This window comes from Klebsiella sp. BIGb0149 (assembly GCF_004362605.1).
In the GTDB taxonomy this organism is placed as follows: Bacteria; Pseudomonadota; Gammaproteobacteria; order Enterobacterales; family Enterobacteriaceae; genus Klebsiella; species Klebsiella terrigena.
In genome coordinates, this window is the sequence record NZ_SNYG01000002.1 from 306,274 (window position 1) to 330,621 (window position 24,348).

The following is a 24,348-nucleotide window of genomic DNA, read 5'->3' on the forward strand; positions in this document are numbered from 1 at the left end:
TTACTGCGGGACTTAGCGCATACCGATGACTAAATCACCCGGCAGCGTTTTCTGCATACGATGCCAGATTTCACCGCTGTCATGTCCGTAGCGACGGACGATCTCATAAACCTGCTCGTGCTGCCCTTCTTCACAGACTTTAGCCAGCTGGTGATAGAAGCCCAGCGCCAGGCTGCGCGCTTCCGGATTGGCAAAATAGTGACGGCCAATGCGGGTATACAGGCCCTTCATGCCGTTGAGGATCAGGCCGTAGATCGGGTTACCGGAGGCAAAGGCCAGGCCGCGGAAGATGCCGTAGTCGAGATCGGCGAACGCATCGCCGTGGTCTTCCACCTCACGCGCCGCGGCGAGAACCTGCAGGGCGTTTTCAGGATGCTGACGGAAGGCCGTGCGGATAAAGATAGTGGAGATATTGGTCCGCACCGACAGCAGGTTATCGATCAGCTGCGGAACGCTGTCGTGATCGAGGCGCGCCAGCGTTTCGAGAATATTCAGACCCGACGTTTCCCAGAAATTGTTCACCTTCGTCGGTTTGCCGTGCTGTATCGTTAACCAACCGTCACGGGCCAGACGTTGCAAAACTTCGCGTAAGGTCGTACGGGTCACACCAATAAGTTCAGAAAGCTCACGTTCGGCGGGGAGAATGGTGCCCGGGGGAAAGCGGTTATTCCATATACTTTCAATGATGTACTCTTCCGCGAAACCCGCAGGGCTCTGCGCCTTAATGACCATAGTAAGATTTCCATTACACAGCGTTGCAAATTCTACTCATCATACCAGAGCCGCTATGGGGCAGATAGCGCCAGGAGGTAATTAAAAAGGGATCGCCGTTTCATTTTGAGATTTTGCTCTTCGCGTTTGACAGAGGTCGGGCACAATGCGAACCAGGTTGCCTCCCCTTTTGCTCAGCTGGTAGTCTTGCCAATCGCAATACGTAAATTCATGTCAATATTTGACGGGGAAGGATGTCTGTCGTGGAAATGTCTTATGGCCGCGCCCTGTGGCGTAATTTTCTTGGCCAGTCTCCGGACTGGTATAAGCTCACCTTAATTATCTTCTTAATCATTAACCCGCTGGCGTTCTACCTCAATCCGTTCGTCGCCGGCTGGCTGCTGGTTGTTGAGTTTATTTTTACCCTGGCGATGGCGCTCAAGTGCTATCCGCTGCTGCCCGGTGGCCTGCTGGCTATCGAAGCGGTATTTATCGGGATGACTACCGCAGAGCATATTCGCGATGAGATCGCCGGCAACCTCGAGGTGATCCTGCTGCTGATATTTATGGTGGCCGGGATCTACTTTATGAAGCAGCTGCTGCTGTTTATCTTTACCCGCCTGCTGCTGGGGATCCGCAGCAAGATGCTGCTGTCGCTGGCCTTTTGCCTGGCGGCGGCGTTCCTCTCCGCCTTCCTCGACGCGTTAACCGTGGTGGCGGTGGTGATTAGCGTCGCGGTGGGATTTTACGGCATTTATCATCGCGTGGCCTCCGCGCGCCCCGACGATCTCGATCTTCTGGACGATAGCCACATCGACCAGCACTATCGCGACGTGCTGGAGCAGTTCCGCGGCTTTTTGCGCAGCCTGATGATGCATGCGGGCGTCGGTACCGCGCTGGGCGGCGTGATGACCATGGTGGGCGAACCGCAAAACCTGATCATCGCCAAAGCGGCCGGATGGCACTTCGGCGAGTTCTTCTTACGCATGGCACCGGTGACGCTGCCGGTCATCGTCTGCGGCCTGCTCACCTGCCTGCTGGTAGAGAAGTTCGGCCTGTTCGGCTACGGGGAACCCCTGCCGCCGGCGGTGCGTAAGGTTCTGCAGGATTACGACGATCGCAGCCGCCAGCAGCGCAGCCGTCAGGATCGCCTGCGGCTTATCGCCCAGGGAATTATCGGCATCTGGCTGATTACCGCGCTGGCCCTGCATCTTGGGGAGGTCGGGCTGATCGGCCTGTCGGTGATCGTTCTGGCGACCACCTTCTCCGGCGTGACCGACGAGCACGCTATCGGTAAAGCCTTTACCGAGGCGCTGCCGTTCACCGCGCTGCTGACGGTCTTTTTCGCCGTGGTCGCGGTGATTATCGACCAGCACCTGTTCTCGCCGCTGATTCAGTTCGTGCTGCAGGCGTCCCCGCACGCCCAGCTGTCGCTGTTCTATCTGTTTAACGGCCTGCTGTCATCCATTTCCGATAACGTCTTCGTCGGCACGGTCTATATCAACGAGGCCAAAACCGCGCTCCAGCAGGGCAACATCAGCCTGCCGCAGTTTGAGCTGCTGGCGGTCGCTATCAATACCGGCACCAACCTGCCTTCGGTCGCCACGCCTAACGGCCAGGCGGCGTTCCTGTTCCTGCTGACCTCTGCCCTGGCGCCGCTGATTCGCCTCTCCTACGGGCGAATGGTGTGGATGGCGCTGCCTTACACCATCGTGATGACCCTGGTCGGGCTGCTGTGCGTTGAGTTTACGCTGATGCCGGCGACGCAGTGGATGCTCGAAAACGGCTGGCTCGTGACGCCGCAGCTTCCCTGAGCCTGACGCGATATTGACGCATCCGCAATCTACCGGCGGATGTGCAATATTTTTACGTAATATTTTCGGACTAGCTGCTGGCGTCGGTTCGGTTTTCGTTTACACTGCCATGATTTAGCATTTTTCAGGGAAAAGACTATGTTGCGATATTTAAACCAGTGCTCAAGAGGACGCGGAGCCTGGCTCCTGATGGCGTTCACCGCTTTCGCGCTTGAGATGGTTGCGCTGTGGTTCCAGCACGTTATGCTGCTGCAGCCCTGCGTAATGTGTATTTACGAACGCTGTGCGCTATTAGGCATTATGGCAGCCGGTATTGTCGGCGCTATCGCCCCGAAAACGCCGCTGCGCTACGTGGCGCTGGTTATCTGGCTCTACAGCGCGCTGCGGGGGCTGCAGCTGGCGTGGGAACATACCATGATTCAGCTTCACCCTTCTCCGTTCCAGACCTGCGACTTTGCCGCCCGTTTCCCAACGTGGCTGCCGCTGGATAAGTGGCTGCCGCAGATGTTCGTGGCCAGCGGCGACTGTTCCGTGCGTCAGTGGGAGTTTCTGACGCTGGAGATGCCGCAGTGGCTGGTGGGGATCTTTGCCGCCTATCTGGTTGTGGCCGTGCTGGTTCTGATTGCTCAGCCGTTCAAACCGAAAAAACGCGATCTGTTCGGCCGCTAACCCCGCTGCGCTAAAGCCGCACCGCTAAGAGTAAAACCTGTCAGAGCAATCGCTGGCAGGTTTTTTTTGCCTCGCCCCCCAGCAGCTCTCCACGATGCCGAAGGTTCGGCGATGAAAAGACCCGGGGAGGCCGCAGCTTCTGTCCGACGTTCGTTGAGCGCAGCGGACCCCGACCGCCGGCACCGCGCCTTTAGGGTATTTTTCTCTCCCGCGAGTTGACGTCAGGCCCCATAAGTTGCATATTAAATACATCTTATTCGCATCCGCTAAGGAGCTCACGATGTCTCACCTGCGTATTCCGGCTAACTGGAAAGTTAAACGCTCCACGCCCTTCTTTACCAAAGAGAACGTACCTGCCGCCCTGCTCACCCACCACAACACCGCTGCCGCCGTTTTCGGCCAGCTCTGCGTGATGGAAGGGACGGTGACGTATTACGGCTTCGCCGACGAACAGGCGACGGAACCGGAGGTCAAAGTGGTGATTAACGCCGGGCAGTTTGCGACCAGCCCGCCTCAGTACTGGCACCGCATCGAATTAAGCGACGACGCCCAGTTCAATATCAACTTCTGGGTTGAGGATGACGCCGACGGCGAAAACGGGCTGTTCCACAGCAAAAAATCGTAATCCCGCCTGCCGATGGCTGAAAACAGAAAACCCGCCGATTGGCGGGTTTTTGCAGACAGGGATGAAAGGCTAATTCGAACGCCGCTGGACGTGGTGATTAATACAAGCCCGCAACGTAGCTATTAATCGGTTGCGGTAATAAATCCTGAGGATGATCGCCACCGAAAGTGGCCCACTTACTCTTACCGCTCAGGATGGATGAGGCGACCACGCGATCCGTGACGGAATGATAGACCGTTATTTTCACTTCAATTTTATCCGGAATTCCTGACCACTCTGTCGCTCTGTCTTCCCAATGCAGTATTTGAGGAACCACATAATAGCCTTCACTGAGCGGGCGTTTATCCTTCAGGCAGCTCAGCGTCGTACACTCCAGAACAACGGATACGTTGTCGGTATAACGGGAGAACGCAGACTGGACCGCGAGGGCCGTAGCTGCCCCGGAGCCGTTGTATACTTTGGTTTCATAAACCCCATTTGCCGGCTGAGCAATAACAACCATTTTATTTTTCAGCAACAGCTCGGTACTTTTGGTGACTTCTGCTGTGTTGTATTTCGCCGAACATCCGCCAAGCAGGAGCCCGGTAATCGCTATCATTAGTATTTTTTTCATTTTATGTTTCCATTAATTGCAAACGGAAACATTTTATCATCGGTGACCATCGAGCTAAAATAAAAACCCCGCCGTTGGCGGGATTTTTGTTTTAGCCGTACTGCTTAGCGCTGCGGGCAGCGGGCGCTACTGCGCCCAGTCAGGCTTGTTTAAAATATGGTCCTGCCAGTCGTTAACGGTGGACTCTTTCACCGCGATATGGCGCACGGAAATGCGCTCGCCGTGCATCGCCGCCTTCGAGCCGGTCAGCAGAGGATGCCAGTGCGGCAGCGGCTGGCCTTCCGCCAGCAGGCGATAGGCGCAGGTTGGCGGCAGCCACTCAAAGGTCGGCAGATTATCCCGCGTAAGCTTGATGCAGTCCGGCTCATACTCGAAGCGCCGTTCATAGTTACGACACTGGCAGGTTTTAATATTTAACTGACGGCAGGCGACGTTAGTAAAATAGATTTCGTCAGTATCCTCATCCATCAGCTTATGCAGGCAGCACTGTCCGCAGCCGTCGCACAGTGATTCCCACTCCGCGTCGGTCATTTGCTCCAGCGTTTTATGTTGCCAGAAGAGTTGTTCGCTCATAGGGATGTCCGTCATTGCAATTCAGGGTGCACCTTATAACCAGTCTGGCACGCCGATGCAAGTTTTGCCGCCTCTGAAGGCGGCAACAGGAGGTTACAGCACGCGGGTCGACAGGGAGAAACCGTTAAAACCGACTTCGAGCTCGTCGCCGCTATTCAGCGGGCCGACGCCTTCCGGGGTGCCGGTCAGCACCACGTCGCCGGCCTTCAGCGTAAAGAAGCGCGACATGTAGGCAATCAGCGGCACAATTTTATGGATCATATCGGCAGTCGTGCCCTGCTGGCGGACAGCGCCGTTCACCTTCAGGCTCAGCGCGGTGCTCTGCGGGTCGCCGTGGAACTCGGCGGCGGGAATAAAACCGGAGATCGGGCAGGAGTTGTCGAACCCCTTAGCCTTCTCCCACGGCTGGCCGGCTTTTTTCATCTTGCCCTGCAGATCGCGCAGGGTCAGATCCAGCGCCACGCCGTAGCCCGCGATCCCTTTGAGCACGTGCTCTTCGGTCGCCTGACGCAGCGTGCTGCCAATCAGCACCGCCAGCTCCACTTCGTGATGCACCGACCCCAGCCCCTCAGGAAGCACCAACGGCTGGCGGATATCGCACAACGCCGTCTCAGGTTTAATAAACAGCACCGGTTCTTCCGGCGTCGCACTGCCCATTTCCTTGATGTGGTTTGCATAGTTGCTGCCCACGCAAACGACTTTGCTTACCGGAAAATCCAGTAATGCTCCCTGCCAGTTATGATGTTGGTACATTATTTCCCCTTAGTGGGTGAATCAGAGTGATACCCTTTTCCTTCAGGCTGCTCCGGCGCGAACGACGTTCCCCTTCCCGCAGTCTGAATTATTTAAGGATTATTCCCCTGTTCCGCCAGATGCTTCTTGAGTAAATTCTCAGGCGGTGGAGGAATCTGCAGATAATAGCCCTGTTCGCTCAACGCCTGTTTTACTTTTTCCAGGTCAGCGCCAGCCAGTTTTTTACGCCCGTCGAGCGGCAGCAGCATGGTCATTTTCGGCGTGCCGAAGCTGCTCATTAATTCCGGGGGCACGCGTGAGAAATCGTCCTTTTTTTCGACATATAAATAGGTTTGCTCACGTTTAGTACTTCGATAGATCACACAAAACATAGTTTTACTCGGAATTAGACCCGTGGTCACTTGCCTCAATATATGAGTGACTATAACATGCCTTTTAGTCTTCGGAATATCACCGCACTTCGGCAGGTGATAAACAGCAAATTGAGTAAGGCCAGGATGTCAAATACGCCAATCGAACTTAAGGGCAGTAGCTTCACCTTATCTGTCGTTCATTTGCACGACGCAAATCCCGAGGTTATTCGTCAGGCGTTAGAAGACAAAATCGCCCAGGCCCCTGCGTTTTTACGTCACGCCCCGGTCGTTGTGAATATTAGCAGCATCGAAAATGTCGTCGACTGGCGCACCATGCAGGAAGCCATCGCCACCACCGGTTTACGTATTATCGGCGTGAGCGGCTGCAAGGTCCCGCGGCTGAAAGCAGAAATCGACCGCACCGGGATCCCTTTACTGACGGAAGGGAAAGAAAAAATGCCTCGTCAGGCGCCGCCAGAACCGGTTGTCGCCCCGCCAGTTGTTAATCAGATCACAAAAACGCGTTTGATTGACCTGCCGGTACGTTCCGGTCAGCGCATTTATGCACCACACTGTGATCTAATTGTTACAAACCATGTGAGTGCCGGTGCGGAACTTATCGCCGACGGTAATATCCATGTATATGGCACGATGCGAGGTCGCGCACTCGCAGGCGCAGGCGGCGACAGGGAAGCCCAAATATTTTGTTCACACCTCGCGGCGGAGCTGGTGTCCATCGCTGGGGAATACTGGCTGAGTGATAATATCCCGGCCGGATTTTATGGCAAAGCGGCGCGTCTGCGTCTGGGCGATAACGCTTTGACTATTCAACCGTTGAGTTAGTCCCTTTTTAACAAGGAATTTCTATGGCACGCATTATTGTTGTGACTTCGGGTAAAGGGGGCGTTGGCAAGACCACCTCCAGCGCGGCCATCGCTACTGGTTTGGCCCAGAAGGGAAAGAAGACCGTCGTTATCGACTTCGACATTGGCCTGCGTAACCTTGATCTGATCATGGGCTGCGAGCGCCGGGTGGTTTATGACTTCGTTAACGTTATTCAGGGTGACGCCACGCTGAACCAGGCGTTAATCAAAGATAAGCGCACCGAAAACCTCTACATCCTCCCCGCTTCCCAGACGCGTGATAAAGACGCGCTGACCCGCGAAGGCGTAGACAAGGTTCTTGAAGAACTGAAAAAAATGAATTTCGATTTTGTTGTCTGCGATTCCCCTGCAGGCATCGAAACCGGTGCGCTGATGGCGCTGTACTTCGCTGACGAAGCCATCATCACCACTAACCCGGAAGTCTCCTCCGTTCGTGACTCCGACCGCATCCTCGGTATTCTTGCGTCCAAATCCCGCCGTGCGGAAAATGGCGAAGAGCCGATTAAAGAGCATCTGCTGCTGACCCGCTACAACCCAGGTCGCGTCAATAAGGGCGACATGCTGAGCATGGAAGACGTGCTGGAGATCCTGCGTATCAATCTGGTAGGCGTGATCCCGGAAGATCAGTCCGTGCTGCGCGCGTCAAACCAGGGTGAGCCGGTTATTCTGGATGATGCGTCGGACGCAGGTAAGGCCTATGCCGACACCGTCGAACGTCTGCTCGGAGAAGAACGTCCTTTCCGCTTCATTGAAGAAGAGAAGAAAGGTTTCCTCAAACGCCTGTTCGGAGGATAAATTATGGCATTACTCGACTTTTTTCTCTCGCGGAAAAAGAACACGGCCAACATTGCGAAAGAGCGCCTGCAAATCATCGTTGCGGAGCGTCGTCGCGGCGATGCTGAACCGCATTACCTGCCGCAGCTACGAAAAGATATTCTGGAAGTCATCTGTAAGTACGTGCAGATCGACCCGGAAATGGTCAGCGTGCAGCTGGAGCAGCGAGACGGTGATATTTCGATTCTGGAGTTGAACGTGACTTTACCAGAACCGGAAGAGTCGAAATCCTGACGCTGGATGCGCCCGATAGCCTCGCGCCGTCGGGCCAGTTTGTTGCATAGCCCGGAGATCTCCCGGGCTATTTGCCGTAGCTTAGCGCTGCCGTGACCTAGCGCGGATATTCGCTGAGCAGCGCCCGCAGGCGATCGGCCATCAGTTCACTACGCCAGCCGGAAATCAGCTCCGGCAGCGCATTTCCGCTCTTCAGCTGCCAGTGCCAGTTCAGCAGCTGGTTAATCTGCCTTCTTGACGCCAGCAGCTCGGCGCTTAGCCCCGTTTCGCTACTCACTTCCTGCACCAGCGCCTTAATCTCTTTGAAGACCTTGCGGTATCCCGGCATATCGATCAGGTTTTGCAGCGGCTCAGGCAACGCCTCTTCCGGCAGCTCCTGCGCCTTCGCCACCAGGCTTATCAGCGTCTTGCCGTGAAAACGAATTTCGCTGCCCGACAGCCCGAGGCTATCGAGCTCGCCGAGGCTGCCGGGCATATAGCGCGCCACGCTCCACAGATGCTCTTCACGCACGACGAAATTCACCGCCATGTCGCGATCGCGCGCTTTGCGCAGCCGCCACTCCGCCAGCAGCTGCAGGCAGCCGAGCTGGCGGGTGCGCAGCTGCCAGGCGTTGCCGATCTCGCGCCACGCCTGCGACGGGTCCTGTATTTCCTGGCGGCGCTGCTGCATCAGGCGACACTCGTCCAGCGCAGCGGGCAGCCAGCCGGCGGCTTCGGTTTCGGCCATCAGCCTGCTGGCGATGGGCAGCAGGTACCAGACGTCCGCCGCGGCATAGTCGCACTGGCGTTCGGTCAGCGGGCGGGCCAGCCAGTCGGTACGCGACTCGCTCTTATCCAGCGCCACGCCGGAGTACTCCTCGACCATCGAGGCAAAGCCCCACGACATCGGGCGCCCGCAGAAGGCCGCCAGAATTTGGGTGTCAATCAGCGGCTGCGGCATCAGGCTGAAGGTGTTGAGGAACACTTCCAGATCTTCACTGCCGGCGTGGAGGTATTTGGTGACGTTTTGATTCAGCAGCAGTTCACGCATCGGCGCCCAATCGGTGATTTCCAGCGGATCGATGAGCGAAACCTGCTCGCCATCAAACAGCTGCAGCAGTCCCAGCTGTGGATAATAGGTACGGGTGCGGACAAATTCCGTATCCAGCGCAACCGCAGCTGCCGCGCTTGCCGCTTCACAGACGGCGCGAAGACCGTCGTTGGTGGTAATCATCTGATAGTTCAAATCATGCTCTCTTAACTGGCGCCCATAAAAAACGCCGGCTTAGCCGGCGTCTGGCGATTCACTCTTAGCTCAGGCTTTATTGTCTACTTTAGCGCGAGCTTCGTCACGAAGTTCTCGCCGTAAAATTTTCCCGACGTTCGATTTTGGCAGCTCATCACGAAACTCAACCAGCTTGGGAACCTTATAGCCCGTCAGCTGGCGGCGGCAGAAGGCGATCAGCGCCTCTTCGCTCAGCGTCGCCTCTTTCTTGACGACAAAAATCTTCACCGCTTCGCCGCTGCTGCCGGACGGTACGCCGACCGCAGCCACTTCCTGAACGCCGGAGTGCTGCATCACCACGTCTTCAATTTCGTTGGGGTAGACGTTAAATCCGGAAACCAGAATCATATCTTTCTTACGATCGACAATCCGCAGGAAGCCATCGTCGTCCATCACCGCGATATCGCCGGTGTGCAGCCAGCCGTCTTTGATGATCTCCGCGGTGGCGTCCGGACGCTGCCAGTAACCCAGCATCACCTGCGGGCCTTTCACGCACAGCTCGCCCGGCTCGCCCGGGGCGACTTCGTTATCGTCATCGTCCACCAGCTTCGCTTCGGTCGACGGCACCGGAAGCCCGATGCTTCCGCTGTGGTAGTCAATATCGTGCGGGTTAACGCTAACCAGCGGCGCGCACTCGGTGAGGCCGTAGCCCTCCAGCAGATACTGTCCGGTAAGCTTCACCCAGCGTTCGGCCACCACCTGCTGGACCGGCATCCCGCCGCCGGCGGAGAGGTGCAGCGTGGAGAAATCGAGCTGCTGAAACTCTTTGTTATTCAGTAAGGCGTTAAACAGGGTATTGACCCCGGTCATCGCGGTAAACGGATATTTAGCCAGCTCCTTCACCAGCCCCGGAATGTCACGCGGGTTGGTAATCAGCAGGTTCTGCCCGCCAAGCTCGATAAACAGCAGGCAGTTCATGGTCAGCGCAAAAATGTGGTACAGCGGTAAAGCCGTCACCACCAGCTCTTTACCCCGGTGCAGCAGCGGCCCGTAGGTGGCGTTGACCTGCTCAAGGTTGGCCAGCATATTGCGATGGGTCAGCATGGCCCCTTTCGCTACGCCGGTTGTCCCGCCGGTGTACTGCAGGAATGCCAGGTCTTCACAGACGATTTCCGGTTTGACGTACTGCATCCGGTAGCCGTGCTGCAGCGCGCTGCGAAACGAAATAGCGTCGGGCAGATGATATTTCGGCACCAGCCGCTTGATATACTTGACGACAAAGTTAACCAGGGTCCCTTTCGCCGTCGACAGCTGATCGCCCATTCGCGTCAGGATAACGTGCCTGACCTGGGTTTTATCGACCACCTTCTCGAGGGTATGCGCAAAGTTTGAGACGATCACAATCGCCGCGGCGCCGCTGTCGTTAAGCTGATGCTCAAGCTCGCGCGGCGTATACAGCGGGTTGACGTTAACCACGATCATCCCGGCGCGCAGGATCCCGAACAGCGCAATGGGGTACTGCAGCAGGTTAGGCATCATCAGCGCCACGCGGTCGCCCTTTTGCAGCCCCAGGCCCTGCTGAAGGTAAGCGGCGAAGGCGCGGCTGCGCTCCTCCAGCTTACGATAGGTCATCACCTCACCCATGTTGATAAACGCCGGCTGGTCGGCATAGCGCGTGGCGGCGTGTTCAAACAATTCAACCAGGGATTGATAGCGGTCAGGATTTATCTCCGCAGGAACATCGGCGGGATAACGGTTTAGCCAAACCTTTTTCACTGCATCACCTCTGAAATAGTTATTCGTCGTCATCACAGCCCCTGATCAACAAACATTCTGTTAACATTATATTAACTCAGCGTACCAGTTTATTAATTAGGCGTTTTGCAGGTTGCGAAGCGCGTCACTATTTATTTTTCTTATCAGACCAAAAATGACGAAACAGCGGGCAGGCCGCTGTTTCTTTTAGCTTTCAAATAGCTTATAAAAACCGCAAAATCATTCGGTTACCACATTTCTTACTTCCGCAGGACCCGGATTATACCAGCCCATTCCACCGTAGCCCCAGCCGCCATAACCGTAGCCGTAGCCGTAGCGCCACGGACGCGGGCCGACCATCCACGGGTCAATCGGCTGCGGCGGCATAACCACCTGCTGCACAACGTTCCAGCGCTTATAGCCGGTGGCGTTCATCTGCATAAACTTGTACGGCGTGCCGCCGACCTTACCGTCGACAACGCCGGTAATCGGGCCAACTACCGTCACCAGGTGACCGCGGAAGTCGACCGGGTCGAGGAAGCCGTTAACGTCGGCGAGGATACGCCCGCGCGAAGGCTCGCCCAGCTCCGGCCGGGCAGCGCTGTCCAGCGGCACCGTGGCAATTTCTAAGCGGGTTTTGCCCTGCTGATTCGTGATGTTGACCACTTTGCCGCCAAAGCGAGCTTCCTGGCCAACGTACAGCTGCGGTGCGGCCATAACCCGCACTAAATCCTGCTGCGGCGTCGGGGTAGAGCCTTTGATGGCATCCGGTACCGAAACGCAGCCACTTAACGCGGCGGCAGCGGCGCCCGCCAACAGCCAACGTACTACTTTAGTTTGACCCGCCATGATGCGACTCCTTCTCTCAGTCTTATGCTTACTGAGATTCATCCACGGCCAGGAAGTTTCTTCCAGGCCACGTTGTTACGCAAATAAACCGGCTCGGCGTGCTCTACGGCAACGGTTTTTCCAACGGAAAGCAGATGGCAGGCCAGCGGCAGCATGTCTTCCGCTGCCGGCAGCTCAATTTCGCCGTCGGTTAAGGTCAGCGAGGAGTCCTTCGCCAGATCGGGCCACGCCGGCCAGCCGGTGCCAACCGTTGCCCAGCTTCCCTCCAGCTGCTGCAGACGCTCGCTGACGGCCTCCGGCTTGAGGACCGCTTCGGTCTCTTCGCCGTGCCAGACGCCCCGTTCGTCGCGCTGATATTCCGCCCAGTAAACCTCGCCCATGCGGGCATCAATGGCTGCCAGCACGCGGGTAGCGCCGGTTTTACGCCATGCGCCCTGCGCCATGGTGGCCAGCGTAGAAACGCCGATCATCGGCAGTTCGGCGCCAAGCGCCAGGCCCTGCGCAATGCCGATGCCGATGCGCACGCCGGTAAAGCTACCCGGCCCGCGGCCGAACGCCAGCGCATCCAGGTCGGTCAGCAGGACGTTGCTTTCGTTAAGGACATCCTGCACCAGAGGCAGAATACGTTGCGTATGTTCGCGGGGGCAGATTTCAAAATGAGCACAAAGGGTGCCATCATTCCACAGCGCCGCGGAGCAGGCCTCCGTGGCGGTATCGATAGCTAAAATTCGCATGGGTTGTCGCGCTCTCGCTATAGCAGATTGACAAAATGGCGCGCAGTTTATCACATTTTACGCCGGATCACCGCCCCGGCGGCACGGCGAGAAAGCGCACCGCCCGGCGGATATCGCGGGTTCGCGGCGCCGGGGGCAGGCTGGCGAGGAATACCGCGCCGTAGGGGCGCATCACCAGACGGTTATCGCAAATGACCAGCACGCCGCGGTCGTCAATATCGCGGATCAGTCGCCCTACGCCCTGCTTGAGGGTGATCACCGCATCCGGCAGCTGAACCTCGTCGAACGGGTCTCCGCCGCGCAGCCGGCAGTCTTCCATTCGCGCTTTCAGCAGCGGATCGTCGGGAGAGGTGAAGGGAAGCTTGTCGATAATCACCAAAGAGAGCGCATCGCCGCGCACGTCGACCCCTTCCCAGAAGCTGCTGGTCGCCACCAGCAGCGCGTTGCCGGCGCTGACGAACTGCTGCAGCAGCTGGCCTTTGCTGGTTTCCCCCTGCAGGAGAACCGGCAGCGTCATGGTGGCGCGGAACTGCTCCGCCAGATCGCGCATCATAGCGTGGGAGGTGCACAGCATAAAGCAGCGCCCGTCGTTAGCCTCAATCAGCGGCTTGAGCATCGCCGCCAGGTGACGCGCCGCGCCGGGCTGATTCGGCAGCGGAAGATTGCGCGGCACGCAGAGCAGCGTCTGGTGAGCATAATCAAACGGGCTGGGCAGCAGCAGCGACTCGGCCTCTTCAATCCCGAGGCGAGAGGTAAAGTGGCGCAGATCGTCATTTACCGACAGCGTTGCCGAGGTGAAAATCCAGCTGCCGGGCTTTTGCGCCATCACTTCTTTAAACTTTTCGGCGACGGTCAGCGGGGTCAAGGCCAGCGTAAAGTGGCGCGAGGTGCACTCGTACCAGTAGCTGAAGCCCGGCTGGTTAATCTCTTTCAGCCGCTTGAGCCGCGCGCGGTAAACCGTCGCCCGCTCAAAGGCGGCATCCAGCAGCGCGGAGCGCCCAAGGGAGAGCTTCGCCACGTCGTAACAGAGCTCCAGCGCGTCATCGAGCAGCAGCAGCGCGCGCTGGATATGGCTATCGGCCAGCAGGTCGCGCAGGTTGCCGCGATAGCCGGGGTCCCCGAGCTGCAGGCGAAAATCCTGCGCGCTCTGGGCCAGGCGATCGGCGCATTTTTGCAGCTGCTGGGTATCTTTCAGTTCGGTGCGGTAGGCGATGGTGATGTCTTTCGCCAGGTCCTGCAGCTGGCGGCTGGAGAGCGACTGGCCAAAATACTGGCTGGCGATATCCGGCAGCTGATGCGCTTCATCGAAGATCATCACTTCAGCCTCGGGGATGAGCTCGGCGAAGCCGCTCTCTTTAACCACCATATCGGCGAGGAACAGGTGATGGTTGACCACCACCACGTCGGCATCCATCGCCTTTTTACGCGCCTTAACCACAAAGCACTCTTTATACAGCGGGCAATCGCTGCCAAGGCAGTTGTCGTTGGTGCTGGTGACCAGCGGCCAGGCCTGCGAGTCCTCCGCCACGCTGACGCAGGTGCTGACGTCGCCGTCAATCGTTTGGTTAGACCAAGATCGCAGCAGGATGACATCGCTCAGAACCTGCACCGGCAGATCGCCCCCGGCCAGCGCCTGCTGCTCGAGACGCTCCAGGCACAGGTAGTTCGACCGCCCTTTCAGCAGCGCCAGCTTGCCGGTAAATTTCAGCGCCGTAGCGACGGTAGGCAGGTCGCGGCTGTAGAGCTGATCCTGCAGCGCCTTCGAGCCGGTGGAGATAATCACCTTTTTGTTGGCCCGCAGCGCGGGCGCCAGGTAGGCGTAGGTTTTACCGGTTCCGGTCCCCGCTTCAACCACCAGAGGCCGCGTTTCCTCAATAGCCTGCGTCACCGCCACCGCCATCAGGCGCTGCGGCTCGCGCGGTTTGAATCCCGGAATCGCGTTGGCCAACTGGCCGTCTGCTGCAAAATCGTCGATCACAATGCCCCCTGGTTATTTGGACAGTGATTATGTCAGGGAGGAGCTCTTTTCACCAGCCCGGGTAGTGACGCGAGCGGAACATTATGGCAGTCTTGCCCCCGTCAAACGGATATACCCGTCGTCTTTCGGGCGGTTCCCGCGCCGGTTCTGCCGGCAACGCCGCCTGAAATTCATTGGATTGAGAGGAAACTGAAATGACTATTACGCGTATCGATGCGGAAGCCCGCTGGTCTGATGTGGTGATCCACAACCAGACCCTGTACTACACCGGCGTGCCGGCAAATCTCGACGCGGGCGCTGAAGAGCAAACCGCCAACACCCTGGCGCAGATTGACGCGGTGCTTGAGAAACAGGGCAGCAACAAGTCGCGTATTCTCGACGCCACCATTTTCCTTGCGGACAAAAGCGATTTTGCCGCGATGAACAGAGCCTGGGACGCCTGGGTTGTTGCCGGTCACGCGCCGGTTCGCTGCACCGTGCAGGCCGCGCTGATGAAAGCAGAATACAAAGTCGAAATTAAAATTATCGCCGCGGCGTAAGCACTTTTACGCTGAGCCTTTCCGGGGTCGGCGCAGGCGCCTCGCCCGGAAAGGTACCTGCCCTATCTGGCCGGGCACCACATCAACTGCTCTTTTAACGGTAACGTCTCCGAAGGCAAGCACTTCAGGGCTTCGCGATAGGTTGCCAGCTGCTGCGGATATCCCCGCGCCGACTGCAGTAACACTCTTAGCGCGCTATCCCAGACAATTCCCTGCAAGTCGCTATACGGCCACAGGTCCGGCTCACGGATAAACGGCACCAGATAATCAATCCCCTGCTTCACCCCTCGCCCGTCGCGGACTGTATTCCAGCGATCGAACTCAACGTGTTCAGCGTAGCGGTTAAGCAGCAGATGCGCTTCCAGGTTAAACAGCGAATAGTGAAACGGAATGGTGCGCTCCAGTTCCATCGTCTGCTTGCCGTCCTGGTCGATTTGCGCCGCCATCCGTTGGGTAATGCCCTGCTCGATTATCCGCGCCACCAGGCCTTTATCGCCATAGAACAGCGCGTTCACCGCACGCTGGGCGTCATACCAGGTGCCGTGGTTGTTGTGCCAGACATACTCAGAATGGCCTATTTCGCTGTAATACATCCAATGGTTGAAGTCGCGGAACCACTGGTGCAGGCCGATGATATCATCCGTATCCAGCACGCTTGCCGCATTAATCAGTCCGATGGTGTCAACCACCATCCATAGCAGGCGCGTGTCGATAAGCCCGGTACCGCGACCGGAGACAATCCCCGGGATCGCCTGACCGTAGTTCAGATGCGGGTTCATCCGCGTATCCGCATCAAGAAACCAGCAGCGGATCTGCTGCGCGGCGGCCTGCGCGTACTGTCGCTGGCCGGTGAAATACCAGGCCAGCCCCAGCGTCAGGCAACGTTCGCACATGCGGATAATGCGCGTGGTGTCGGTGTCGTTATTTTCGCACTGCGGATTGATATGCCCGTCGCGGCGAATATAGGGCAGCCCGCTGGGCCGCCGCGGATTAGGCCACCAGTAGGTACCAAGACTGTAGTAATCATGGGCGTCGCCGCTCGCCGGACGCAGTTTTTTATGCACCACGCTTTCCGGCGGCTCGCGGCGCAGCAAGTCCGCTTCCGTCACCAGTTTCCCGAGCGCCTGCTGGAGTGGAGAAAATGGCTGCTTTAGTCCCGCGCGGGCATTCTCAAGACAGCTTTCATCAAGGGTGTACAGCTTCATCGCCACCTTATTCATCCTCCGCACAGGCGATGCGCAGGCCGCTTTGCGCATCAAACAGATGCACGCCGGAAAGCTTCGGCTGCAGCCAGATATTATCGCCCTCCTTGACCGCCAGACGCTGTTTGAACACCGAAGTGAATGCCCCGCCGCCGGTATCGCAGAACAGCTGCATATCCGAGCCGGTATTCTCCACCGCCGTGACCTTTGCCGCCAGCGCGTCGTCGCGCGCTTCGTGCACCACGTTGACCTGCTCCGGGCGAATAGCGTAGACCACCTGCTGCCCGTTTTGCACCCGCGATCCCGCAGGCAGCGCCAGCAGCGAACCGTCCTTCAGACGCAGAGCGGCGATGTTGCCGTTAAGCACCACTTCGCCCTGCAGCTGGTTGATCTCCGGTGAGCCGATAAAACCGGCGACAAACAGGTTCGCCGGCTGGTCGTACAGCGCCAGCGGGGTGCCCGCCTGCTCGATTCGCCCGTCGCGCAGCACGACGATCATTTGCCCCATGGTCATGGCTTCAATCTGATCGTGCGTCACGTATACCGAGGTGGTTTTCAACCGACGATGCAGCTCGCGGATTTCACCGCGCACCTGGGTACGCAGCTTGGCATCGAGGTTTGATAACGGTTCATCAAACAAGAATACCTGCGGCTTACGTACAATGGCGCGTCCCATCGCCACACGTTGACGTTGACCGCCGGAGAGATCTTTTGGCAAACGCTCAAGCAGCGGTTCCAGCCCCAACAACGCCGCCGCATCGTTAACCTTCTGGTTGATTTCCGCCTTCGGCAACCGCGACATTTTCAGCGCAAAGCCCATGTTTTCGCGCACCGTCATCTGCGGATACAGCGCGTAGCTCTGGAACACCATCGCGATATCACGCCGCTTCGGTTCCACATCGGTGACGTTGCGTTCATTAATATGCACTTCACCAGCGGATATCTCTTCCAGCCCGGCAATCATGCGCAGCAGGGTCGATTTGCCGCAGCCGCTTGGCCCGACAAGGACGCAGAACTCACCGTCCGGGATAGTCAGCGACACGTCTTTAATGACGTGCGCATCACCATAAGACTTCCGCACGCTATTCAATACAACAGATCCCATAGGTAACTCCTTATCCTTTGACCGCGCCGGACATAATCCCGCGATTGAAATGTTTTTGCAGACCCAGATAGACGATGATGCTTGGCAGCATCGCCAGTAGCGTAATGGCGATAAAAATGTTCGGTGTGATGCTCTCATCGGTACGCAGCGTACCGAGGATCACCGGAATGGTGTTCAGGCTGTCCTGGTTAACCACAATCAGCGGCAGCAGGTACTGGTCCCAAATCATGATGAAGCCAAAGGTTACTACCGTGCCGAGCGCCGGTTTCACCAGCGGGAGGATCACATGGAAGAAGATTTGCCATTCGTTAGCGCCGTCGATGCGTGCCGCCTCTTCCAGCTCTTTCGGGATGGCCGACATAAACTCGGTCAGCACAAAGATGGAGAATGCCCAGCCCACCACCGGCAGAATCATCCCGAGGTAGCTGTTGTAGAGCGACGCATCGATAAACGGCAGCCGCCAGTTAATAATCATGTACAGCGGAATGGCGATAACCTCTTCCGGCAGCATCATGGTGGACAAAATCACCAGACTGACCAGCGCCACGCCGCGAAACTTTTTGCGTGCCAGCGCGTAGGCCGCCAGCGCGCTCACCGAGACCTGCAAAACTGTGCCGAAGAACACCACCAGCACTGAGTTCAGCAGGTACTGCCAGACGCCGATATCCATCCAGGCGAAGATAAAGTTATCGAAGGAGAACTGATGCGGCCAGGCCAACAGTTCGCCCGGCTTGACCGGCGCGCCGCTGAACGCGGTGGCGACGATGCCCCAGAACGGGCCGACAAAAACAATCAACAACAGCGCGTAAATGCACCAGCGTCCTGCGGTATCCCAACGTTTACTTAACATCACGGCTCCTTAGTAACGTGCGATACGTTTTTTTAGCGTTAAATGACAGATGGTTAAGATCACCGTAAAGGTGAACAGCAGGAACGACACCGCCGAGGCGTAGCCATAGTCGAACTGCTCAAAACCCAGTTTATAGATGTGGGTCATGACCATTTCCGTGGCGTTAGAGGGCCCGCCGCCGGTGGTGGCGTACACTTCCGCAAAGACGCGGAAACCACGAATAAAGGAGAGCATCAGCACCACCGACAGCGCCGGGATCATTCCGGGCAGGGTGACGTAACGCAGGCGGTTCCACCAGTTTGCGCCGTCAACGTTCGAGGCGTCGTACAGATCGCGGCTGATGCCCGCCAGCCCGGCAATAAAAATCACCATGTTGTAGGGCACTGCTTTCCAGATATGCAGCAACATGATAACCCCCAGCGCCTGATCGGAGCTGGCAAGGAAACCCTGATCGGCTACGCCAAACCAGCTCAGAATATGGTTTACCACCCCGTTTGGCGTAGGGTTAAACAGGATGCGCCACATTTCGGCGACAATTGCCGCGCTGGTCACTGCCGGTAAAAAGATGGCGGTGCGAATAAATCGCAGGTGGCGCGCTGGCCCTTCAAGCAGCATGGCGAGGAAAAACGCCAGGATTGCGGCGGCAAACATGGTCGCCACCACGTACAGCAGGGTATTCACCACTGCCGCATGTAGCTCAACGTCGGCGAAAGCGCGGGTAAAGTTCGCCAATCCCACCCACTCGTCCGGCTGGTTAAAGTTAACCTTGTAAAAGCTCATCACCAGCCCCTGAATCATCGGGATGAACTTAAACCAGCTAAAAATAATCAGCGCCGGGGCTAAAAACAGCCACGGAATCAGCGCCCGCTTGCGCTTTGGCGTCAACCATCCGGTGGCGTCAGGCGAAGCGGTTTGCTTTAGCGGCGAAGACTTCGTCTCATGCAGCGTCATAACTTACTCCCTCACTTAGCCAGCACATTTTGCTTTTGCAACTCGGCGTCGACCTTGCCATCTATCGCTTTCAGCTCAGCGGCAATATCGCTGTTGCAATCGGCGAAAATACGGTTAAAGCCATCGGCAGCCACCTGACGAACCGGCGTCCAGTTCGGAATTTGCGGTACGTAACGGCCCTGCTCGTTGTAGAGCCGAGCGAAGGTTTCCCAGCGCGGGTCCTGATAGACTGCTTTGACATCGACATTTTTATTTACCGGCAGGCGTACCACCGGAATGTGCTTGCTGCCTTTACCCATGCCAATTTCCTGGCCTTCGGTCGAAATCATAAATTCGATAAATTTACGCGCCGCCTCTTTTTGCTTGCTGCTTTTCATCATAAAGACGGAGGTCCCTTCAGCCAGAGTCGCTTCCCCTTTTGGCCCCACCACCGGCAAGACCTCAAAGCTGTCTTTGCCCGGGTCTTTATCAAACAGCGCGATGTGGTATGGGCCGCTAAAGAACATGCCGCTTTGTCCGGAACGGAAGGATGGGATAACGTCGGCGGTGGTGGCGTTAATCGCCCCCGGCTGGGTGACTTTTTCACACATCATGGTACGCATAAACGTCAACGCCTGCGCGACTTGCGGGGTTTGCAGCGAGGCGCTGAACTTGCCGTTATTCTCTTTGACAAAATCACCGCCCGCCTGCCAGATAAAGCTGCTCATAAACCAGCTGGCATAGCCACGGGTCGTGGACGCCGGAACAACAAATCCGTAAGTGTCGTTTTTGCCGTTCCCGTCCGGGTCCTGGGTGGTAAAGGCTTTGGCCAGCGTTTGAATATCATCCCAACTTTTCGGCTGCGGCAGGCCTAATTTCTCGCGCCAGTCCTTGCGCACAAATAGCGCGAAGGTTTGCGCGGATGTTGGAACGCCATAGTATTTGCCGTCGATATAGCGGGTACTGTTCCAGGCGGTCTGATACAGCTGGTCACCCCCCTTAATACCTGAGGGGTCGATCTCTTCCGCAATGCCCAGTTGAATAAACTGTCCCAGCGATGCCGCATCGTTAAAAATCAGGTCCGGTAAGGCGTTGCCCGCCGTCGCCCTCGCCAGGCGCTGTTCAAAATCAGTCGTGGCGTTGAAATACTCAATTTTAATGCCGGTATTCTCTTCGAACTTTTCAGCCTCTTGTTTATAGATATTTTTGGAGTCATTGCTTGCACGGATCCACACGTTAAGGGTCGTGGCGGCGTAGCTTTGCCCGACGCCAACGCCCAGAGCAGTAACAAGTAATAATGAACGTAATTTATTCGCAGACATGATTGCATATCCTTTATTGTAGGGCACAACGGTAATTAAATTCGCAACAGCTGTTTTTCTGTGAGCGCGATTAACATCGCGGCATTAATTCAATATGCATAAAAAAGTATTTCCAAACATTAAATAGAAATGTATTTCTCAATACAACCACACAAAAAAGAAATCGCATTTCAAAAACTTAAAAGTTGAATCAGATCACATAAAAGAGTGACACAAAAAGTGACATAAAAACTTAATATTTAAAAATCAATCAGTTATAAACTTATTTATTTTGTTAAATTTATCAATAAAAATTGAAAAACATCGAAAACCGTGAACTATACCGCATTAAATGAGTCATTTCTCATCCGCCGCAACAATCATGATGAACATCACAAAAAAAATTACTTTGTCTTTTACACTGCACGCCATGCTATTCATCAAAGCATTATTTTTTAATTAATCCGCCTACCTTTTGCGTCATGGAAATACGCAACAGGCATAATTCTCTTGTTATCTTTTCTCATATTTGAAGAAGGGTTATTACTATGTATTCAATACCTCGCCGAGGAATATTAGGCATTACGCTTCTCTGTTGTAGCGTCAGTGCATCCCTGTATGCCGCTGAACCCTATACCCTTGACGGTAAAGATTTAGCCTATAGCCGCCAGCAGATAGCGGCTAAAGACCCGCTGTTCGTGCAGGCAGCAAGCGCGCTGTTCAACAAGGCGGATCTGGCGCTTAAACATCCGCTGCTTTCGGTGATGGATAAAACGCTGGTCGCCGCCAGCGGCAATAAGCACGATTACTACAGCTTTCCGCCGTACTGGTGGCCAAACCCGGAGACCAAAGACGGTCTGCCGTACATCCGCAAAGATGGGCAAACTAACCCGGACGCAAACAGTAATGCCACTGATAAAAATCGCCTGGTGAAAATGAGCAACGATGTCTCGACGCTGGCGCTGGCATGGTATTTCTCTCAGGATGAACGCTACGCGCAGAAGGCCGTTCAACAGATTAAAAGCTGGTTCCTCGACGCCAATACCCGCATGACCCCGAACCTGCAATACGCGCAGGCCATCCCCGGGATTAATACCGGACGTGGCATTGGCATTATCGATAGCCGGGCGCTGGTTGAGGTGGTTGATGCCATCGCCCTGCTGCAATCATCCAGCGCGCTGAGTGAAACGGACGTAACGGCGCTTAAACAGTGGTTCGGCGAGTTTTATCACTGGATGACCACCAGCCAGAACGGCTTTGAAGAAGAGAACTGGCACAACAATCACGGCACTTATTTTGATATGCAAGCCGCCACCTTTGCGCTGTTCAGCGGCAAAATCGAAGAAGCGAAAAAGCGCCTGTACATCACTCAATTGCGCCGTATCGCCGGGCAGTTTGATATGCAAGGCCGCCAGATGGCTGAGCTTGAGCGCACCCGTCCGTGGCACTACAGCAACTTCAACCTCGAAGCCTATAACCGTCTGGGACGTCTGGGCGAAAAAGCCGGTGTCGATATCTGGAACTTTACCCTCGACGACCATAGCCTGCAAAAAGGCTATCAATATGTGGCTGGCTTTATTAACAGCGGTACGCCGTGGCCATGGAAAGACCTCGACAAAATGGACGATAAAAAAGCGCTACGCAACATTGCGAGCGCCGCCCACGCATGGCCGAACAATCCGCTATTTAGCGAGAAAGCGCGCTGGCTGAGAGCGAAATATCCTGACGATATCACCACGCTCATCGCCCCGCTTCCTGCGTCAACCGAGGTCAGGGATAACCAATAATGAAACAATTTTCTGGGCTATGGCCCGACATCGCCAGACGTGCAGCCGGTAATGTCGAGCAGATTGAACGGCTCGTGAAGGATGCACAACCGATACTTGAAGCCGCCGTTCGCATCCCGCAAACCGGGATAGCCAGCTGGAATCTTTATTACTTTTGTCCGCACCATGGGGTGCGGCTGACGTGGCAGGCGGACTCTCCCCACCAGCACGCTTGCCCGGTGGATGGCGAAACATTCAGCGGCGAGCCCTGGGACGGCGCATGGTGGCGTGAAATGAACGGTCGCAACGCCAGCGCCTGCCAGCAGCTGGGGCTGCTCTGGCGTCTGACCGGGGAAACGCCGTACCGCGACAAAGTCCGCACGCTGCTAATGGGCTATGCGGATGTTTATCCCGACTATAAAGTCCATGGCGATATCCCGCACAATGGTCCTGGCAAAATGAATGCCCAGACGCTGTGCGAAGCCAACTGCATTCTGGATATGGCGCTAGGATATGATTTTATTCGCGACAGCTTACCGCCCGATGAGCAGCAGCACATTGGCGAGACCCTGCTGCGCTGCGCGGCAACGTTTCTGCGCGCGCATCGCAGCCCACAAATCCATAACCATGAAGTGAAAATCAGCGCGGCGCTCGGGGTGCTGGGGTTTGTGCTGGAAGATGAGCGCCTGCTGGATTTTGCCGTAAATCAGCCCTACGGCCTACGCTGGCAGCTCGAGCATGGATTACTGGCTGAAGGTTTATGGTTTGAAGGTTCGATTCACTACCACTACTACGCGCTGCAGGGGTTCTTTGCCTTTGAGAAGCTGGCGCGTGGCACCCGCTGGAGCCTGCTTGATGGCCCGTGGTATCCACGAATGCTCAGTTTCCCACTCTCGCTTGTGCTCCCTGACGGTACCTTCCCACGACTGAACGATTGCCTCGCCGGACAAGAGAAGCTGTATCACCGCGATCTGTACGAATTTGCCTGGTTTATCTGGCATGACCCGCTCTACGCGTCGGTCCTGCAGTTGACTGAAGATGACGCGGATTGGCGGGAGACGCTGCTGTGGCGCGACCGGGCGCTGCCTGAAACCACAATCAATCCGATCCCGCAACGCTCGATCTTTGCTCCGGGCGCCGGGCTGACGCTGTGGCGACGCCCGCAGCAGCAGTTGGCGGTGTTGATCAAACACAGCCCCTGGGGCGGCGAGCACGATCACTACGATCGGCTGAGTCTGATGCTGTGGCAACGCAACGGCTGGTTACTTCCGGATCTCGGCACCACGGGCTACGGTGCGAAAATGCACTACGATTATTACAAAAACAGCGCCACCCACAACACGCTGTCCGTCAACCAGACCAATCAGCCGCCTGCCAACACCGAGGTCTTAGGCTGGCATATGGGCGATGATTATCACTGGATCGACGCCGAAGTTAACTGGAAGAAGCCGCCGCCAACGCTTAACAGCCATACGCGGGTAGAATGGGATGTCGAGGCATGGCGCGAAGTGCGCTTTCGCCGTCGCCTGCTGTGGCTGGAGGATGTGCTGATTGACCTGTCAACGGTGGAAAACCCGCATCGTCAGCAGCTCGACTGGACGCTGCATCTGGCCGCGAAGGCGCTCGACCAAAGCGGCATGCCGCAACCCTTTTCGCTCAAAGGGCCGCTGCGTAATATGCGGGACTCAACCGTGACGCCGCTTCACGGCTGTCAGCCGCGCCACTTTGCCCGCGAGAACGACACCTTTGCCCTGTGGCTAGCCGGTGACGGTGAACTGTGGCAAGGGCTGGCTCCCGATAATCCGGCGATCGACGACCTCAGCTATCTGGTATTACGCAACCATCTGCCGCAGGCGCGTTTTTGTTGTGTTTGGGATCTGGCGAAAACGTCACCGCTGACCGAAGTGAGCGTACATCACACGCCCCTCGGTACTCAGTTGAACTTCTGGCGTGGTGAGCGCGTGACCCACGTAACGCTGCATGAAGATCCCGGCCTGCTGCCAGATGCGATTATTTGACCCGCCGCCTTCCGGTAACGGAGGGCGCGTTTAACTTTTTTCGCCGGTAATCAT

At 56.5% G+C, this 24,348-nt stretch carries 24 protein-coding genes; 9 read left to right on the forward strand and 15 right to left on the reverse strand.

What is annotated here, in order from left to right:
* Positions 1-12: 12 nt before the first annotated feature.
* On the reverse strand, positions 13-732 hold the full coding sequence (gene fadR / locus EDF75_RS08200) for a fatty acid metabolism transcriptional regulator FadR (RefSeq protein WP_041146172.1): 720 nt from the start codon (positions 730-732) through the stop codon (positions 13-15).
* A 242-nt stretch (positions 733-974) separates the two neighbouring features.
* Between fadR and nhaB the strand changes: the two genes are divergently transcribed.
* From nhaB to EDF75_RS08215, 3 genes are all read left to right on the forward strand, one after another.
* Entirely contained in the window at positions 975-2,525 is a 1,551-nt protein-coding gene (nhaB, locus tag EDF75_RS08205; protein WP_133598433.1) for a sodium/proton antiporter NhaB, read from the forward strand.
* Between the two features lie 138 nt (positions 2,526-2,663).
* Positions 2,664-3,194, forward strand: coding sequence for a disulfide bond formation protein DsbB (gene dsbB, locus EDF75_RS08210; protein WP_041146174.1), 531 nt, complete (start codon positions 2,664-2,666; stop codon positions 3,192-3,194).
* A 280-nt stretch (positions 3,195-3,474) separates the two neighbouring features.
* Positions 3,475-3,819, forward strand: coding sequence for a TehB family protein (locus EDF75_RS08215; protein ID WP_041146175.1), 345 nt, complete (start codon positions 3,475-3,477; stop codon positions 3,817-3,819).
* Positions 3,820-3,916: 97 nt separating this feature from the next.
* Here EDF75_RS08215 and EDF75_RS08220 read toward each other — a convergent pair whose 3' ends face one another.
* From EDF75_RS08220 to EDF75_RS08235, 4 genes are all read right to left on the reverse strand, one after another.
* Positions 3,917-4,432, reverse strand: coding sequence for a DUF4823 domain-containing protein (locus EDF75_RS08220; RefSeq protein WP_133598435.1), 516 nt, complete (start codon positions 4,430-4,432; stop codon positions 3,917-3,919).
* Between the two features lie 126 nt (positions 4,433-4,558).
* Positions 4,559-5,005, reverse strand: coding sequence for a YcgN family cysteine cluster protein (locus EDF75_RS08225; RefSeq protein WP_041146176.1), 447 nt, complete (start codon positions 5,003-5,005; stop codon positions 4,559-4,561).
* 93 nt (positions 5,006-5,098) lie between these two features.
* Entirely contained in the window at positions 5,099-5,758 is a 660-nt protein-coding gene (locus EDF75_RS08230) for a fumarylacetoacetate hydrolase family protein (protein ID WP_045859128.1), read from the reverse strand.
* A 92-nt stretch (positions 5,759-5,850) separates the two neighbouring features.
* Positions 5,851-6,129 (reverse strand): YcgL domain-containing protein, encoded by a 279-nt coding sequence (locus EDF75_RS08235; protein WP_123709073.1) that lies wholly within the window; start codon positions 6,127-6,129, stop codon positions 5,851-5,853.
* A 126-nt stretch (positions 6,130-6,255) separates the two neighbouring features.
* On the opposite strand from EDF75_RS08235, the gene minC reads away from it, so the two are divergent.
* From minC to minE, 3 genes are read left to right on the forward strand one after another with little or no spacing between them, the layout of a single operon-like run.
* On the forward strand, positions 6,256-6,954 hold the full coding sequence (gene minC, locus EDF75_RS08240) for a septum site-determining protein MinC (protein WP_133598438.1): 699 nt from the start codon (positions 6,256-6,258) through the stop codon (positions 6,952-6,954).
* A 23-nt stretch (positions 6,955-6,977) separates the two neighbouring features.
* Positions 6,978-7,790, forward strand: coding sequence for a septum site-determining protein MinD (gene minD, locus EDF75_RS08245; protein ID WP_041146180.1), 813 nt, complete (start codon positions 6,978-6,980; stop codon positions 7,788-7,790).
* Between the two features lie 3 nt (positions 7,791-7,793).
* Positions 7,794-8,063 carry a cell division topological specificity factor MinE gene (gene minE, locus EDF75_RS08250; protein ID WP_041146181.1) on the forward strand — a complete coding sequence of 90 codons (270 nt, stop codon included), beginning with the start codon at positions 7,794-7,796 and terminating at the stop codon, positions 8,061-8,063.
* A gap of 97 nt (positions 8,064-8,160) precedes the next feature.
* On the opposite strand, the gene rnd is transcribed toward minE, so the two are convergent.
* From rnd to EDF75_RS08275, 5 genes are all read right to left on the reverse strand, one after another.
* On the reverse strand, positions 8,161-9,276 hold the full coding sequence (rnd, locus tag EDF75_RS08255; protein ID WP_166646163.1) for a ribonuclease D: 1,116 nt from the start codon (positions 9,274-9,276) through the stop codon (positions 8,161-8,163).
* Positions 9,277-9,357: 81 nt separating this feature from the next.
* Positions 9,358-11,043 (reverse strand): long-chain-fatty-acid--CoA ligase FadD, encoded by a 1,686-nt coding sequence (fadD, locus tag EDF75_RS08260; RefSeq protein WP_133598442.1) that lies wholly within the window; start codon positions 11,041-11,043, stop codon positions 9,358-9,360.
* Between the two features lie 219 nt (positions 11,044-11,262).
* Positions 11,263-11,871 carry a Slp family lipoprotein gene (locus EDF75_RS08265; protein ID WP_133598444.1) on the reverse strand — a complete coding sequence of 203 codons (609 nt, stop codon included), beginning with the start codon at positions 11,869-11,871 and terminating at the stop codon, positions 11,263-11,265.
* 38 nt (positions 11,872-11,909) lie between these two features.
* Positions 11,910-12,605 carry a tRNA (adenosine(37)-N6)-threonylcarbamoyltransferase complex dimerization subunit type 1 TsaB gene (gene tsaB / locus EDF75_RS08270; RefSeq protein ID WP_133598446.1) on the reverse strand — a complete coding sequence of 232 codons (696 nt, stop codon included), beginning with the start codon at positions 12,603-12,605 and terminating at the stop codon, positions 11,910-11,912.
* Positions 12,606-12,672: 67 nt separating this feature from the next.
* Positions 12,673-14,583: an ATP-dependent DNA helicase gene (locus EDF75_RS08275; RefSeq protein ID WP_133598448.1), complete on the reverse strand. Its 1,911-nt coding sequence runs from the start codon at positions 14,581-14,583 to the stop codon at positions 12,673-12,675.
* Between the two features lie 194 nt (positions 14,584-14,777).
* Between EDF75_RS08275 and EDF75_RS08280 the strand changes: the two genes are divergently transcribed.
* Positions 14,778-15,122: a RidA family protein gene (locus EDF75_RS08280; RefSeq protein ID WP_133598450.1), complete on the forward strand. Its 345-nt coding sequence runs from the start codon at positions 14,778-14,780 to the stop codon at positions 15,120-15,122.
* Between the two features lie 62 nt (positions 15,123-15,184).
* Here EDF75_RS08280 and EDF75_RS08285 read toward each other — a convergent pair whose 3' ends face one another.
* The 5 genes from EDF75_RS08285 to EDF75_RS08305 are packed head-to-tail and all read right to left on the reverse strand — an operon-like array spanning position 15,185 to position 20,531.
* The gene (locus EDF75_RS08285; protein WP_133599411.1) at positions 15,185-16,327 is read right to left on the reverse strand and encodes an alginate lyase family protein; all 1,143 of its coding nucleotides are present in this window, start codon (positions 16,325-16,327) and stop codon (positions 15,185-15,187) included.
* 7 nt (positions 16,328-16,334) lie between these two features.
* On the reverse strand, positions 16,335-17,429 hold the full coding sequence (locus tag EDF75_RS08290; RefSeq protein WP_133598453.1) for an ABC transporter ATP-binding protein: 1,095 nt from the start codon (positions 17,427-17,429) through the stop codon (positions 16,335-16,337).
* 10 nt (positions 17,430-17,439) lie between these two features.
* Complete coding sequence (locus tag EDF75_RS08295; RefSeq protein WP_133598455.1) at positions 17,440-18,279, reverse strand: carbohydrate ABC transporter permease; 840 nt, start codon at positions 18,277-18,279, stop codon at positions 17,440-17,442.
* Positions 18,280-18,288: 9 nt separating this feature from the next.
* The gene (locus tag EDF75_RS08300; RefSeq protein WP_243733520.1) at positions 18,289-19,230 is read right to left on the reverse strand and encodes a carbohydrate ABC transporter permease; all 942 of its coding nucleotides are present in this window, start codon (positions 19,228-19,230) and stop codon (positions 18,289-18,291) included.
* Positions 19,231-19,241: 11 nt separating this feature from the next.
* Positions 19,242-20,531 carry an ABC transporter substrate-binding protein gene (locus EDF75_RS08305; protein ID WP_133598457.1) on the reverse strand — a complete coding sequence of 430 codons (1,290 nt, stop codon included), beginning with the start codon at positions 20,529-20,531 and terminating at the stop codon, positions 19,242-19,244.
* A gap of 527 nt (positions 20,532-21,058) precedes the next feature.
* Between EDF75_RS08305 and EDF75_RS08310 the strand changes: the two genes are divergently transcribed.
* Together EDF75_RS08310 and EDF75_RS08315 are read left to right on the forward strand one after the other, a co-directional pair.
* Positions 21,059-22,297 (forward strand): alginate lyase family protein, encoded by a 1,239-nt coding sequence (locus tag EDF75_RS08310; protein WP_133598458.1) that lies wholly within the window; start codon positions 21,059-21,061, stop codon positions 22,295-22,297.
* The gene (locus tag EDF75_RS08315; RefSeq protein ID WP_133598460.1) at positions 22,297-24,294 is read left to right on the forward strand and encodes a heparinase II/III domain-containing protein; all 1,998 of its coding nucleotides are present in this window, start codon (positions 22,297-22,299) and stop codon (positions 24,292-24,294) included. The genes EDF75_RS08310 and EDF75_RS08315 overlap by 1 nt, the downstream gene beginning before the upstream one ends.
* The last annotated feature ends 54 nt before the right edge of the window (positions 24,295-24,348 follow it).